Raw genomic sequence first — 13,763 nt, forward strand, 5'->3', positions numbered from 1 at the left:
AAAGCTACCGTGGAGGTATGGACTTCCTCGGCGCGCACCCCACAGTCGATCTCACCTACTCGGATGTGTTCCTGGTGCCGCGCAGATCGGGGATCACGAGTCGTCTGCAGGTGGATCTCGCCCCGCACGACGGGACACCGGCGACGCTGCCGCTGGTCGCCTCGAACATGAACTCGGTGACCGGTCCCCGTCTGGCTGCGGTGCTCGCCAGGCGCGGCGGCCTCGGCGTGCTGCCGCAGGACATGCCGCTGCAGGAGCTGGACGCCGCGATCCGCGACGTCAAGGCGCAGCCCGTCGCGTGGGACACGCCGCTGGTCCTGCCGCCGAGCTCGTCCGTCGCCGACGCGCTCGCCCTGCTGCCGGCCACCGAAGGCCGCGGCATCGTCGTCGCCGATGGGGAGGGCCGCATCGACGCGGCGGCCGTCCGCGGCATCCTTCCCGCGACCCGTCTGGCCACTGCGCTGCCGGATGCCCAGCTCGGCGATCTCGTGCACGCCGGCACTCCGGCTCTGGACGCCGAGGACGTCACCGACGGTCGACAGGCCTTCGACCTCATCACGCAGGCCGGCGTGGAGACGGTGAGCATCATCGACCACGGACACCTGGTCGGAACCCTCAGCGCCCGCAGCGCCCTGCGGTCGACGCTGTATCGCCCCGCCGTCGACGCCGACGGACGCCTGGCCGTCGCCGCAGCGGTCGGGATCAACGGCGACGTGGCGACCAAGGCCAAGGCGCTCGCCGCGGCCGGTGTCGACGTGCTCGTCGTCGACACCGCGCACGGGCACCAGGAGGGGATGCTCGCCGCACTGTCGGCCGTGGCCTCGTTGAACCTGGGCATCCCGATCGTGGCAGGCAACATCGTCACGGCCGACGGGGTCAGCGACCTCGTGACCGCTGGCGCGACGATCCTCAAGGTGGGCGTCGGACCCGGCGCGATGTGCACGACCCGCATGATGACAGCGGTCGGCAGGCCGCAGTTCTCCGCCGTGCTCGAGACGGCGGAGGCCGCCCGCGCGGCCGGCGCGCACGTCTGGGCGGACGGGGGAGTGCGCTACCCGCGCGACGTCGCGCTGGCGCTCGCCGCCGGTGCGGCGTCGGTCATGATCGGGTCCTGGTTCGCCGGCACGATCGAGGCGCCTGGGCAGCTGCAGACGGATGCGCAGGGGCGGATCTACAAGGAGTCGTGGGGGATGGCGTCGACCAAGGCGGTGCAGGCGCGCTTCGGTCGGCTGGACGCATACGAGCGAGCACGCAAGGAGCTGTTCGCCGAGGGCATCTCCTCGTCGAAGATCTATCTGGACCCGCTGCGCCCCGGCGTGGAGGATCTGCTGGACATGATCACCTCCGGCGTACGGTCCTCGTTCACGTACGCCGGCGCGGCGAGCGTGCCGGAGTTCCACGATCGGGCCCTGGTCGGGCTGCAGTCGGCCGCCGGCTATGAGGAGGGCAAGGCGCTGCCGGTCAGTTGGTGAGTTCCCGACGCGCGCTCGGGAAGGAACCGATAGAATCGTCGCACTATGGACGACCCTCCCAGTTGCAGTATCTCGCCCCACCGCCCGACCTTCCGATCTGAGGAAGGGGACAGCTGATGGACTTCGTCCTGCTGGGCGTGGGGCTCCTGCTCACAATCGGTACCGGCCTGTTCGTGGCCAGCGAGTTCGCGCTCGTGAATCTCGATCGTGCGGAACTCGAAGCGCGTCAGGCGCGCGGCGAATCCCGCCTCGCCATGACCATCGGTGCGCTCAAGCACACCTCGACCCACCTCTCCTCCGCGCAGCTGGGCATCACGCTGACCACGCTGCTCACCGGCTACACCATGGAGCCGGCGATCTCGCGGCTCCTGGGACCGGGACTGCTCTCGTGGGGACTCAGCGAGGCCGTCGTCGCGCCGATCTCGACGGTCGTCGGGATGCTGGTGGCGACCGTGCTGTCGATGATCCTCGGCGAGCTCGTTCCGAAGAACTTCGCCCTGGCGCTGCCTCGGCAGACGGCGAAGCTCGTCGTCCCGTTCCAGGTCGCGTTCACGACCGTGTTCAAGCCCGTCATCAGCCTGCTCAACGGCAGCGCGAACGCGGTGCTCCGGAGCATGGGCGTCGAGCCGAAGGAGGAGCTCTCGGGTGCGCGCAGCGCCGAGGAGCTCTCGTCACTGGTCCGCCGCTCCGCGATGGCCGGCGTGCTCGAGGCCGACACGGCGTCCCTGCTCGATCGCAGCCTCACCTTCGCCCGCCTGACGGCGGCGGATGTGATGACGGCGCGACCGAGCATGCACGCGATCGCCGCCGGGGATTCGGCGGATGACGTGATTCAGCTGGCCCGGCGGACCGGGCACAGCCGTTTCCCGGTGTACGACGACGACCTCGACGACATCACCGGTGTCGTGCATCTCAAGGCGGCAGTGTCCGTCCCGCGCGAACGCCGGGCCGAGGTGCCCGTCGGTGCTCTCGCGACCGAGCCGTTGCGGGTGCCGGAGACCGTTCACCTGGACAACCTCATCTCGGAGCTGCGCGCCAAGGGGTACCAGCTCGCGATCGTCGTCGATGAGTACGGCGGTACGGCGGGTGTCGTGACCCTCGAGGATCTGGTGGAGGAGATCGTCGGCGAGGTCTCGGACGAGCACGACCGCACCAGGGCCGGCATCGTCCGCGGCCGCGGATCGATCACGTTCCCTGGTGAGCTGCGCCCGGACGAGCTGCAGAGCCGGACCGGCGTGCACGTCCCCGAGGGCGAGGTCTACGACACGGTCGCCGGCTACGTCATGAGCGTGCTCGAGCGCGTCCCCTCGGCAGGCGATGAGGTCACCCTCGACAGCGGCGTGCTGGAGGTGGTGCGCATGGACGGTCGACGTGTCGATCGTCTGCGCTACACCCCGACGCCGGTCGATGTCGCTCACAAGGAGGTGTCCCGATGAACGATTGGGCAGGACTGGTCTGGCTCGTCGTCCTTCTGGCGGGCAACGCCTTCTTCGTCGGCGCGGAGTTCGCCGTCATCTCGGCACGGCGCTCGCAGATCGAGCCCCGCGCCGAGCAGGGATCGCGCGCGGCGAAGACCGCGCTGTACGCGATGGAGCACGCCACGCTCATGCTGGCGACGTCGCAGCTGGGAATCACGATCTGCTCGCTGCTGATCCTGAACGTGTCCGAACCGGCGATCCACCATCTGCTCGCCGTGCCGATGCACGCGATCGGCTGGTCGGATGCCGTCGTCGACGTGTCCGCGTTCGTGATCGCCCTCGTGATCGTGTCGTTCCTGCACGTCGTGTTCGGCGAGATGGTGCCGAAGAACCTCGCGTTCTCGGTGCCGGACCGTGCGGTGCTGATCCTGGCGACCCCGCTCGTGTGGGTGTCGAAGGTCTTCCATCCGGTGATCTGGGTGCTCAACGCGGCGGCGAACAGCGTGCTCCGACTCTTCGGTGTCGAGCCGAAGAACGAAGCCGCGTCGACGTTCACGATCGACGAGGTGGCGACGATCGTCAGCCAGTCGCGCCGTGAAGGGTTGCTGACCGACGCATCCGGAACCGTGGCCGCCGCTGTCGAGTTCACCGACAAGAAGGCCAGGGATGTCGCTGTGCCGCTGGCCGACCTCGTGACGCTGCCCGCGTCGACGACGCCGGACGACATCGAGCGCGCGGTGGCCCGCTACGGGTTCTCGCGCTATGTGATCGTCGACGACGAGCGTGCGCCGATCGGCTATGTGCACCTCAAGGACATCCTTCGCGCCTCGGAAGGAGCGGATGCCGAGGCGAAGGTCGCGGCTCCCATCCCGTCCAAGCGGATCCACCACATGGTGCCGGTCCAGGAGGACACCGACCTGGAGGACGCCCTCGCGGTCATGCGTCGCGCCGGTCGCCACCTGGCCAAAGTCCGCAACGCGCTGGGCGAGACCACAGCCGTGCTGTTCCTCGAGGACATCCTCGAGGAACTCGTCGGCGAGGTGCAGGACGCGACCAGACGCGTCGTCCATCGCGGCGAGTGATTCACGCGGTGGCGGTGAGCTGACTCACCGCCACCGCGCCCGCTCGTACTGCGGCGGCCACGGAACCTCCACGCCGAGCTCGTGCGCCGCGCGCAGCGCGAAGTGCGGATCGCGCAGCCACTCCCGACCGGCGAAGATCGCATCCGCGTCCCCGTCCTCCAGCACCCGCTCGGCCTGCTCCGCCGCGGTGATGAGCCCGACCGCCGACGTCGGTATCCGTCCACCGCGCCGGACAGAGCCGGCGAGACCGACCTGGTAGCCGGGGAAGATCTCGATGCGCTGATGAGCGACGAGCCCGCCGCTGGACACGTCGATCAGGTCGGCGCCGTGCGCGCGCGCCCACTCGGCGACGGTGGTCGCCTCTTCGGGGTCGAATCCGCCGTCGGCATGGTCGGTGGCCGAGATCCGGACGAAGACCGGTACATCGTCGCCGGCGGTCGTGCGCACCGCATCCAGGACGCGCAGCAGGAGGCGAGCGCGGTTCACGAGCGAGCCGCCGTACTCGTCGTCGCGGCGGTTGGACAGCGGGGAGAGGAACTGGTGGATCAGGTAACCGTGCGCGGCGTGCAGTTCGAGGACGTCGAATCCGGCATCCAGAGCGCGCCGCGCCGCGACGGCGAAGGCGTCGACGAGGGCATCGATGTCGGCGGCATCCAGAGCGCGGGGCGGGTCGAAGCCTTCGAAGGCGACCGCCGACGGCGCCGACGTGACCCAGCCGCCCTCGGATGCCGGGACCGACCCGCGCTGCGCGGCCCACGGCCACCAGGTCGACGCCTTCCGCCCCGCATGCGCGAGCTGGATGCCGGCCAATGCGCCCCTGGCGTGGATGCCGTCGACGACCGGAGCCCAGGCATCGCGCTGCTCGTCGGTCCAGATGCCAGCGTCGCGCGGGCTGATGCGGCCCTCCGCGACGACGGCCGTCGCCTCGGCGACGATGAGACCTGCGCCACCGGACGCGAACTGGGTCAGGTGGGTGCGGTGCCAGTCCTGTACGACGCCGTCGACGGCGCTGTACATGCACATCGGTGACACCCACAGCCGATTCGGGAAGGTGACCGATCGCAGACGCAGAGGGGAGAAGAGAAGGCTCACCCTCCGACGCTACTGCCAGATGGGCGCGCAACCCCCAATAGCATGGGGTCATGGTCGAGGTGCGCGAGTGGAGCAGGGACGACACGGCGCGGCTGCTTCGCGTACCGGGGCCGGACGATGACAAGTACTCTCGCGGCGTCGTGGCCGTTCGGACGGGCTCGTCCGCGTACCCAGGGGCAGCCGTGCTGTCCGTCGAGGCGGCGTGGCGGGCCGGGGCCGGCTACGTGCGCTACCTGGGTTCCGCCTCGGACGCGGTGCTCGCGCGGCGACCGGAGACCGTGGCGGCGCAGGACATCGGTCGTCTCAGGCCCGACGCGTGGGTGATCGGCTCCGGAACGGATGCTGCGGAGCGCACCGCCGAGGAGACTGAGGCCCTCCGGACGGTCCTGCGCGGGGCCGTGCCCGTCGTCGTCGACGCCGGCGCGCTCGATCTCGCACCCGGCGCCGCCGCCCCGCTGGTGGTGACACCGCACGCGGGTGAGTTCCGGCGTCTGCGGGAACGGCTGCGGCTCACTCCCGACGGCAGCGGCGACCGTGCCGCGGATGCCGCGCAGACCGCCGAGGCACTGGGCGCCACGGTGCTGCTCAAGGGGTCCCGCACACTGGTCGCCTCGCCGGACGGTGCGGTGATCGCCCTCCCGCAGGCCACGGGGTGGCTCTCGACAGCGGGCAGTGGCGACGTTCTGGCGGGAGTGCTCGGCGCGCTGCTCGCCGCCAACGCCGGTGCCTCACCCGCCGACGCGGCCGCGGCCGGTGCATGGCTGCACGGCCATGCCGCGCGCCTCGCCGCGGGTGTCGTGAACGGACGGGCGGGGCATCCGATCGTCGCGCTGGACGTGGCGGAGGCCCTTCCCCGTGCGGTCGGAGATCTGCTGCCGTGAGCCGCCGCGTCGCGATCCTGTGGGTCGCCTTCCTGTCGGTCCATGCGCTGACGGCCTGGCTGGGCTGGGTGTATCCGAGCCAGCCGATGGGCGATGTCGTGCTCGTCTATGAGCCGTGGGCGACGTCCGCGCTGACCGGCGGTACGGTCATGGGCATCACCGAGCCGTGGGTGTACCCCCAGCTCGCGCTCGCGCCCATGATGCTGGCGAAGGCTCTGTCGTTGCCGCTCGTGGCGTCGGTGGGGGCGCTCGGGGCGTATCTGGTCGCCTGGGCGGTGCTCGTGACGGTTCTGGATGCCGTGGTCTTCGGCATGCTCATCGGTCGGCGACCATCCGCCCCGCGGCGCGCAGCGGCCTGGTTCTGGACGGCGGCGCTGCTGCTTCTCGGACCGATCGCGCTGTACCGGATCGACGCCTTGACCGTCCCGCTGGCCATCGCCGGAGGGCTTCTGCTGGTGCGGCATCCCGTCGTCGGAACGGCCCTGCTCACGGTCGGCGCCTGGATCAAGATCTGGCCGGGAGCCCTCGTGCTGGCGGCCGTCGTCGCCGCACGCGGCCGGCTGCGGATCCTGCTGACGGCGGCGGGAGCGACGGCGGCGATCATCGCTGTGCTGTTCCTGCTCGGAGCCGATCGGCACCTGTTCGCGTTCCTCGGCCAGCAGACCGGCCGCGGACTCCAGGTCGAGGCCGTCGCGGCGACGCCGTACCTCTGGGCGACGAGGGCCGGCGCAGCATCCGTCGGGTACAGCTTCGAGATCCTCACGTTCCAGATCGACGGGCCGGCGGTCGACGTCGTCTCCGCGGTGCTGACGCCGATCATGGTGCTCGTCACGGCGGCGATCACCGTGCTCGCCGCCGTGAAGGCGGCCAGGGGGGCCGCGTTCGCGCGGCTGTTCCCGCCGCTCGCGCTGTCACTGGTGACGGCGCTCATCGTGACGAACAAGGTCGGGTCCCCGCAGTTCCAGGCCTGGCTGATCGCCCCGCTGGTCCTGTGGTGGGTGTACGACCGCACCAGAGCTCGCATCCCCGCGGGGCTCGTGCTGGCACTGTGCGGCCTGACCTGCCTCATCTACCCGTTGACATACGACGCGCTGCTGCGCACGGAACTCGTTCCGGTGCTGCTGCTGACGGCGCGCAACGTGCTCCTGATCGTCCTGCTCGCGGTCGGCATCCGGTCGATCATCCGCGTACCCATCCCCACACGGAGGTAAACATGCTCATCGCATTCTCGGTCGCCCCTTCCGGCGACGGCAGCGCTGACGGTTCGGTCCACGACGCGGTCGCCGCGGCCGTGACGGTCGTGCGCGAGTCCGGACTGCCGCACCGCACCACCAGCATGTTCACCGAGGTGGAGGGGGAGTGGGACGAGGTGATGGATGTCGTCAAGCGGGCCACCGAGGCCGTCATGCCGTTCGGCTCGCGGGTGTCGCTCGTGCTCAAGGCGGACATCCGGCCCGGGTACACCGGAGAGCTCGACGCCAAGATCGACCGGCTCGAGACGGCGATCCGGGATGCCGATTCCGCGTAGCATTGACGGGTGAACCACTCCTCGACACTTTCGAGGGGTGCGGCGACGACGGCGCTCCTCTCCCTCGCCATCGGCTCCTTCGGCATCGGCATGACCGAGTTCGTCGCCATGGGTCTGCTGCCCGACATCGCTCAGGACCTGCTTCCCGACCTGTGGGCATCATCGCCCGAAGAGGCGATCGGCCGGGCAGGGCTGCTGATCTCGCTGTACGCGCTCGGCGTCGTCATCGGCGCTCCGACGATCGCCGGCCTGGTCGCGCGCTTCCCGCGGCACAGGGTCATGATCGGACTCGCCCTCGCGCTCACCTTCTTCAATGCGCTCACCGTCGTGCTGCCGAGCTTCGAACTCGTCGGCGCCTCGCGGCTGCTGGCCGGACTGCCGCACGGCGCGTACTTCGGCATCGGCGCGCTCGTCGCCGCTGACGTGCTGGGGCCGGGGCGGCGCGCACAGGGTGCCGCGTTCATCCTCACCGGCCTCACGATCGCGAACGTCGTCGGCGTCCCGCTCGGCACGTATCTGGGCCAGAACTACGGGTGGCGAACGGCGTTCCTCGTCGTCACGGTGGTGTTCGCCGTCGCGACGCTCTGCATCGCACTGTTCGTTCCCGAGCACGCCGGCGACCCCGGCCGCGGCATGCTCAGCGAGTTCGGCGTCTTCCGCGTCGGCCAGGTCTGGTTGACGCTGGGGATCGGCGCCATCGGCTTCGGCGGGTTCTTCGCGGTCTACAGCTACGTCTCTCCGCTCGTGACCGAGGTCGCAGGATCGCCGGAATGGGCGGTGCCGATCGTCCTCGTGCTGGTCGGCATCGGCATGACGGTCGGCAACCTGCTGGGCGGGTACCTGGCGGACCGGGACCTGCAGCGCACGCTTGTGGTGGGGATGGCGCTGCTCGTCGGCATTCTCGTCCTGCTCGCCCTGCTGGCGCCGAACATCATCCTGCTCGGATTGCTCGCGACGGCGGTCGGCGCCGTGTCGGCAATGCTGAGCCCCGCGATCCAGACGCGTCTGATGGATGTCGCCGGTGACAACCAGTCGATCGCGGCGGCCCTGAACCACTCCGCGCTGAACATCGGGAACAGCCTCGGCGCGTTCCTCGGCGGGGTCGTGATCGCCGCGGGGTGGGGCTTCACGGCGCCGACATGGATCGGAGCCGCGCTCGCGTCGGTCGGGCTGGGGATCACCCTGCTCGCGTTCCGGATGCAGCGCCGGAGCGTCCTGGTCTGAGCGCGAGCTCGTAGAGTGGCGGCATGGAAGAGCTGCCGCTGGCCGGGACGGTGGTCCTGCTGCGCGACGGGGATGATGGGGCGCTCGAGGTGCTCATCCTGAGGCGCCCGGCTCGGGGGTCGTTCGCCGGCGCCTGGGTGTTCCCCGGTGGCCTCGTCGAAGACGCGGATCGGGCATCCGCGGAATCCGGTCAGGACGCCGCACGCATCGCCGCGGCGCGCGAGTGCTTCGAGGAGGTCGGCGTGCGGCCGACCGACCTCGTGACGTTGTCACGGTGGATACCGCCGGCGCAGGCACCCAAGCGCGTCGGTACCTGGTTCTTCCTCGCCGCCGACCCGGGGGGCGACATCGTGCCGTCTCCCGACGAGGTGGTCCAGTGGCGGTGGATCTCGCCGACCGACGCTCTGGCGCAGCACGCGGCAGGGCGGATCGAGCTGTTCCCTCCGACGTGGGTGACCCTGCACGAGCTCTCCCGGTTCGACACGGCGGCCGATGCGATGACCGCGGCATCGGATGCCCCGACGTATGCGACCAGGCTGCTGCCCGGTGACGTGTTCTGCTGGGTCGGAGACGCGCAGCATCCGGACGGCGGCACTGGCGTGCACCGTCTGGAGACCGCGGTGCGGCCGTGGCGATATCGACGAGACTGACCCGCGTCAGCTCGCGAGCAGCCGCCGCAGGTGGTCGCCGACGACGTCGGTCTCGATGAGGAAGCCGTCGTGCCCGAAGTCGCTCGTGATGACGACGGCCTCGTCCCCGTCGAGGGTGTTCGGGATGCTGCGGGCGATGCGGTGCTGCCCTTCCAAGGGGAACAGCCGATCCGTATCGATGCCGAGCACCAGGGTCGTCGCGGTCACGGTGCGAAGGGCATCCTCGATGCCGCCGCGGTCGCGGCCCACGTCGTGCGAGTTCATCGCCTCGACCAGGGTGATGTAGCTGTTCGCGTCGAAACGACGGGTGAACTTGTTGCCGTGGAAGTCGAGGTAGCTCTCGACGGCGAAGCGACCACCGTGGCCGAGGGGCGACAGATCCGACTGCCAGGAGCGCTGGAAGCGGGAGTTGAGCTCGATGGGGGAGCGGTAGTTCAGCATGGCCATGCGGCGCGCGATGGCGAGACCGCGGTGAGGTCCTTCACCGATCGCCGCGTCGTAGTATTCGCCGCCTTCGAAGCGCGGATCCATCCGGATCGCCTCCAGCTGCAGCATGTTCGAGGCGATCTGATCCGCCGTGCTCGCCGGCGGTGACGCGAGGATCGCGAGGCGACGGACGCGCTCCGGGTGCGTGATGGCCCATTCCAGGGCGTGCATGCCGCCCATGGATCCGCCGACGACCGCCGCCCACCGGTCGATCCCGAGGGCATCGGCCAGCCGCACCTGGGCGGCGACCTGGTCGCGCACCGTCAGATACGGGAAGCGCGACGCCCACTCGTAGCCGTCCGGGGCGACGCTCGCCGGACCCGTCGAGCCCTGGCAGCCGCCCAGAATGTTCGGCGCGACGACGAACCATCGGTCGGTGTCGATCGCAGCGCCCGGCCCCACGACGTCGTCCCACCAGCCGGCGGTGGCATGGCCGGGCGCCGCCTCTCCGCGGACGTGGCTGTCGCCGGTCAGGGCGTGACTGATGAGGATCGCGTTGTCGCGCTTCTCGTTCAGTTCGCCCCAGGTCTCATAGGCGATCCGGATGCCGGGCAGCTCCTGGCCGCTCTCGGTGGTGAACGCTCCGAACGCGGCGAATCGGCGCTCGCCGACGGGATCGCCGTCGCGCCATGCACCCGTGACCGGGGGTCGTGCGCGCATCATGCTGGCCTGCGCCTCGGTCACGCGCCGCGAGGGCACCGTCTCCTCCGAAGTCGTCTGCCAGTCCATTCCTCCATTCTCGCCCGGTTCCGCTCCGGGCGGCCGCAGGTTACGCATCCGCCTCCGACCCGGATCTCGCAGAACAGCGGTCATCTCGCAGACTCTCGGCGGATTTCCGCGAGATCCGTGTCGCTCTGCGAGATGCGCGTTCGCGCGCCCGAACGCACGGATGCCCCGGACCACGCGGGTCCGGGGCATCCGTGTCCCTGAGGAGGGGGCTTACGCGCGTGCGGCTTCCGACACTCGGCGAGCGGCGGCGAGAGCCTGCTCCAGGTCGGCCTTGAGGTCGTCCACGTTCTCGAGTCCGACCGACAGACGCACGAGGCCCGGCGTGACGCCGGCGGTGAGCTGCTGCTCTGGTGTCAGCTGAGCGTGGGTGGTCGAGGCGGGGTGGATGACCAGCGAGCGCACGTCGCCGATGTTGGCGAGGTGGCTGAACAGGGTCAGGCTGTTCACGAACGCGCGGCCGGCTTCGACGCCGCCCTTGAGCTCGAACGACAGCACGGCGCCCACGCCCTTGGGGGCGTACTCGTTCGCCTTGGCGTACCACGGCGAGGAGGGAAGGCCCGAGTAGTTGACGGTCGCGACGTCGTCGCGGTCGTCGAGCCACTCGGCGATCTCCTGCGCGTTCTGCACGTGGCGCTCGACGCGCAGCGACAGCGTCTCGACGCCCTGGATGAGGTTCCAGGCGCTCTGCGGGGCGATGGCGGAGCCGAGGTCGCGGAGCAGCTGCACGCGGGCCTTGATGATGTACGCGAGCCCGTCGCCGACCGCGGCGGTGTAGCTGGCGCCGTGGTACGAGGGATCGGGCACGGTGAGGCCGGGGAACCGGTCGACGTGCTTGGACCACTCGAACGAGCCGCCGTCGATGACGACGCCGCCGATGGTCGTGCCGTGGCCGCCGAGGAACTTGGTGACCGAGTGCACGATGATGTCGGCGCCGTGCTCGAACGGACGGATCAGGTACGGGGTGGCGATCGTGTTGTCGACGATCAGCGGCACACCGCTCTCGTGGGCGATATCGGCGACGGTGCGGATGTCGAGGACGTTGATCTGCGGGTTGCCGATGGTCTCGGCGAAGAACAGCTTCGTGTTCGGGCGGACGGCGCGGCGCCACTCTTCCGGGTCGTCCTGGTTCTCGACGAAGGTGACCTCGATGCCGAGCTTGGCGAGCGTGTACTTGAAGAGGTTGTACGTGCCGCCGTAGATCGAGCTCGAGGCGACGAAGTGGTCTCCGGCCTGCGCGATGTTGAGGATCGCGAACGTCGAGGCGGCCTGGCCGCTGGAGAGCACGAGCGCCCCGGTGCCGCCTTCGAGCGCTGCGAGGCGCTGCTCGAGCACGTCCTGCGTCGGGTTCTGGATGCGGGTGTAGATGTTGCCGAACTCGGCGAGAGCGAACAGGTTGGCCGCGTGGTCCGCGTTGTCGAACACGTAGGACGTGGTCTGGTAGATCGGGGTGGCACGAGCCTTGGTGACCGGATCCGGCGCTGCACCGGAGTGGATCTGCTTGGTCTCGAAGCGCCAGTTCTCGGCTGCGGACATGGGTTCCCCCTGGAACTCTCGGATACGGGTATGGCGGGTGCCGTTCCAGCGAGAGTACGGAATGGCGACGCCTGTCAACAACAGCCGGGAAATGTGACGTAACACGCGCCGACGCGGCAAAACCGCCGGAACGTCGTACGGTGGATGACATGGTGACGAGGCGTGCAGTGGTGACCGGAGCGAGTACCGGAATCGGGGAGGCGACCGTCCGCGCGTTGCGCGCGAGCGGCTGGGACGTCGTCGGCGTGGCACGACGCGAGGAACGCCTGGCCGCGCTCGTCGCCGACACCGGCGCCTCCGCCGTCGCGTGCGATCTCACCGATCCGGATGCGGTCGCCGCGCTCGTCTCCGAACTCGAGTCGACCGGCCAGGTGCACGCTCTCGTCCAGGTCGCCGGCGGCGCCAGGGGCACGGATCGCATCGAGGACGGATCAGTCGACGACTGGCAGTGGATGTACGACGTCAACGTGCTCGCGACGCAGCGGCTCGTGTCGGGACTGATGCCGCTGCTGCGGCGCGCGGCCGAGGCCGACGGCCACGCCGACACCGTTTTCGTCACGTCGACGGCCGCGCAGGTGGCGTATCCCGGCGGTGGCGGGTACAACGCGGCGAAGGCGGCCGAGTCGATGCTCGTGCGCGCCCTGCGTCAGGAGTTGAACGGCGAACCGATCCGGGTCGTCGAGGTCGCCCCGGGGATGGTCCACACGGAGGAGTTCACCCTCAACAGGCTCGGCGGCGACCGCGTCGCGGCGGATGCCGTGTACGCCGGTGTCGAAGAGCCACTGCAGGCGGAGGACGTCGCCGACGTGATCGCGTACGCGTTGAACGCGCCGGCGCGCGTGAACCTCGATCTGGTGACGATGCGTCCGGTGGCGCAGTCCGCGCAGCACCTCCTGGCGCGCGGACCGCTCAGCCCGCGTCTCGAGGACTGACCACCGGATGCTGCCGCGCACGCTGTCGCAGCTCGCCGACGACGGCATGATCGACCAGGGCTGGGCCGACGCGCTCTCGCCGGTCGCGGACGTCATCGCGGGACTGGGCGAGCGGCTGCGCGCCGAGCAGGCGGCCGGCCGCGGGTACCTGCCGGCGGGGGAGAACGTGCTCCGTGCCTTCCAGCGTCCACTGGACGACGTCCGCGTCCTCATCACCGGCCAGGACCCGTACCCGACGCCGGGGCATCCGATCGGTCTGTCGTTCGCCGTCGAGGAGCATGTCCGTCCGCTGCCGCGCAGCCTGGCCAACATCTACCGGGAACGGGCGACCGACCTCGGCATCCCACCCGCGCCGCACGGCGACCTGACGGCCTGGAGCGACCAGGGCGTCCTCCTGCTGAACAGGGTCCTCACGGTGCGGCCAGGGGCCGCGGCATCCCATCGCGGCTGGGGCTGGGAGGAGGTCACCGACCTCGCCATCCGCACTCTCGCCGCGCGGAACCGACCCCTCGTCGCGGTGCTGTGGGGCAAGGACGCCGCGAAGCTGCAACCGCTGTTGGGCACGACGCCTGTGATCGCATCCGCCCACCCGTCGCCGCTGTCGGCGAGCCGCGGATTCTTCGGGTCACGGCCTTTCTCCCGCGCCAACGCCCTGCTCGAAGCGCAGGGGGCGGATGCCGTGGACTGGCACGTCTCCGGAGAGCACGACGGGGACGGCGTGCTCTCGTTCTAAGCT

At 70.2% G+C, this 13,763-nt stretch carries 13 protein-coding genes; 10 read left to right on the forward strand and 3 right to left on the reverse strand.

The features are described from left to right. The first annotated feature begins 17 nt into the window (after window positions 1–17). The 3 genes from guaB1 (at window position 18) to OED01_RS05825 (ending at window position 3,972) form a co-directional block, all read left to right on the forward strand. Window positions 18–1,472 (forward strand): GMP reductase, encoded by a 1,455-nt coding sequence (guaB1, locus tag OED01_RS05815; RefSeq protein WP_264157430.1) that lies wholly within the window; start codon window positions 18–20, stop codon window positions 1,470–1,472. A gap of 116 nt (window positions 1,473–1,588) precedes the next feature. After that, a complete protein-coding gene (locus tag OED01_RS05820; RefSeq protein WP_264157431.1) occupies window positions 1,589–2,908 on the forward strand; it encodes a hemolysin family protein in 1,320 nt (439 codons plus the stop codon). Beyond that, a complete protein-coding gene (locus OED01_RS05825) occupies window positions 2,905–3,972 on the forward strand; it encodes a hemolysin family protein (RefSeq protein ID WP_264157432.1) in 1,068 nt (355 codons plus the stop codon). The genes OED01_RS05820 and OED01_RS05825 overlap by 4 nt, the downstream gene beginning before the upstream one ends. A 24-nt stretch (window positions 3,973–3,996) precedes the next feature. Here OED01_RS05825 and OED01_RS05830 read toward each other — a convergent pair whose 3' ends face one another. Beyond that, window positions 3,997–5,064: an NADH:flavin oxidoreductase/NADH oxidase gene (locus OED01_RS05830; RefSeq protein ID WP_264157433.1), complete on the reverse strand. Its 1,068-nt coding sequence runs from the start codon at window positions 5,062–5,064 to the stop codon at window positions 3,997–3,999. Window positions 5,065–5,114: 50 nt separating this feature from the next. On the opposite strand from OED01_RS05830, the gene OED01_RS05835 reads away from it, so the two are divergent. Genes OED01_RS05835 through OED01_RS05855 form a run of 5 tightly spaced genes read left to right on the forward strand, consistent with a single transcriptional unit; the run spans window position 5,115 to window position 9,347 of the window. Next, window positions 5,115–5,945, forward strand: coding sequence for an NAD(P)H-hydrate dehydratase (locus OED01_RS05835; protein WP_264157434.1), 831 nt, complete (start codon window positions 5,115–5,117; stop codon window positions 5,943–5,945). Beyond that, window positions 5,942–7,156: a hypothetical protein gene (locus tag OED01_RS05840; protein ID WP_264157435.1), complete on the forward strand. Its 1,215-nt coding sequence runs from the start codon at window positions 5,942–5,944 to the stop codon at window positions 7,154–7,156. Before OED01_RS05835 ends, OED01_RS05840 begins: the two co-directional genes overlap by 4 nt. A 2-nt stretch (window positions 7,157–7,158) precedes the next feature. Next, window positions 7,159–7,473 (forward strand): thiamine-binding protein, encoded by a 315-nt coding sequence (locus OED01_RS05845; RefSeq protein WP_264157436.1) that lies wholly within the window; start codon window positions 7,159–7,161, stop codon window positions 7,471–7,473. 9 nt (window positions 7,474–7,482) lie between these two features. Next, window positions 7,483–8,697, forward strand: a complete 1,215-nt coding sequence (locus tag OED01_RS05850) for an MFS transporter (protein WP_264157437.1) — start codon at window positions 7,483–7,485, stop codon at window positions 8,695–8,697. A 23-nt stretch (window positions 8,698–8,720) separates the two neighbouring features. Continuing rightward, a complete protein-coding gene (locus tag OED01_RS05855; RefSeq protein WP_264157438.1) occupies window positions 8,721–9,347 on the forward strand; it encodes an NUDIX hydrolase in 627 nt (208 codons plus the stop codon). A gap of 6 nt (window positions 9,348–9,353) precedes the next feature. On the opposite strand, the gene metX is transcribed toward OED01_RS05855, so the two are convergent. Together metX and OED01_RS05865 are read right to left on the reverse strand one after the other, a co-directional pair. Continuing rightward, window positions 9,354–10,562, reverse strand: a complete 1,209-nt coding sequence (metX, locus tag OED01_RS05860; RefSeq protein ID WP_264157439.1) for a homoserine O-acetyltransferase MetX — start codon at window positions 10,560–10,562, stop codon at window positions 9,354–9,356. 210 nt (window positions 10,563–10,772) lie between these two features. Further along, window positions 10,773–12,095: a bifunctional o-acetylhomoserine/o-acetylserine sulfhydrylase gene (locus OED01_RS05865; RefSeq protein WP_264157440.1), complete on the reverse strand. Its 1,323-nt coding sequence runs from the start codon at window positions 12,093–12,095 to the stop codon at window positions 10,773–10,775. Between the two features lie 149 nt (window positions 12,096–12,244). Here OED01_RS05865 and OED01_RS05870 point away from each other — a divergent pair, with 149 nt between their 5' ends. Both OED01_RS05870 and OED01_RS05875 read left to right on the forward strand, forming a co-directional pair. Further along, entirely contained in the window at window positions 12,245–13,027 is a 783-nt protein-coding gene (locus OED01_RS05870) for an SDR family oxidoreductase (RefSeq protein ID WP_264157441.1), read from the forward strand. Between the two features lie 7 nt (window positions 13,028–13,034). Further along, window positions 13,035–13,760 carry a uracil-DNA glycosylase gene (locus OED01_RS05875; protein ID WP_413231610.1) on the forward strand — a complete coding sequence of 242 codons (726 nt, stop codon included), beginning with the start codon at window positions 13,035–13,037 and terminating at the stop codon, window positions 13,758–13,760. Window positions 13,761–13,763 lie beyond the last annotated feature (3 nt).

This window comes from Microbacterium sp. M28 (assembly GCF_025836995.1).
GTDB lineage: Bacteria > Actinomycetota > Actinomycetes > Actinomycetales > Microbacteriaceae > Microbacterium.

Coding starts and splice junctions, on each gene's coding strand:
- guaB1 (WP_264157430.1), top strand. CDS start 18: ATGGACTTCCTCGGCGCGCACCCCACAGTCGATCTCACCTACTCGGAT.
- OED01_RS05820 (WP_264157431.1), top strand. CDS start 1,589: ATGGACTTCGTCCTGCTGGGCGTGGGGCTCCTGCTCACAATCGGTACC.
- OED01_RS05825 (WP_264157432.1), top strand. CDS start 2,905: ATGAACGATTGGGCAGGACTGGTCTGGCTCGTCGTCCTTCTGGCGGGC.
- OED01_RS05835 (WP_264157434.1), top strand. CDS start 5,115: ATGGTCGAGGTGCGCGAGTGGAGCAGGGACGACACGGCGCGGCTGCTT.
- OED01_RS05845 (WP_264157436.1), top strand. CDS start 7,159: ATGCTCATCGCATTCTCGGTCGCCCCTTCCGGCGACGGCAGCGCTGAC.
- OED01_RS05855 (WP_264157438.1), top strand. CDS start 8,721: ATGGAAGAGCTGCCGCTGGCCGGGACGGTGGTCCTGCTGCGCGACGGG.
- metX (WP_264157439.1), bottom strand. CDS start 10,562: ATGGACTGGCAGACGACTTCGGAGGAGACGGTGCCCTCGCGGCGCGTG.
- OED01_RS05865 (WP_264157440.1), bottom strand. CDS start 12,095: ATGTCCGCAGCCGAGAACTGGCGCTTCGAGACCAAGCAGATCCACTCC.
- OED01_RS05870 (WP_264157441.1), top strand. CDS start 12,245: ATGGTGACGAGGCGTGCAGTGGTGACCGGAGCGAGTACCGGAATCGGG.
- OED01_RS05875 (WP_413231610.1), top strand. CDS start 13,035: ATGCTGCCGCGCACGCTGTCGCAGCTCGCCGACGACGGCATGATCGAC.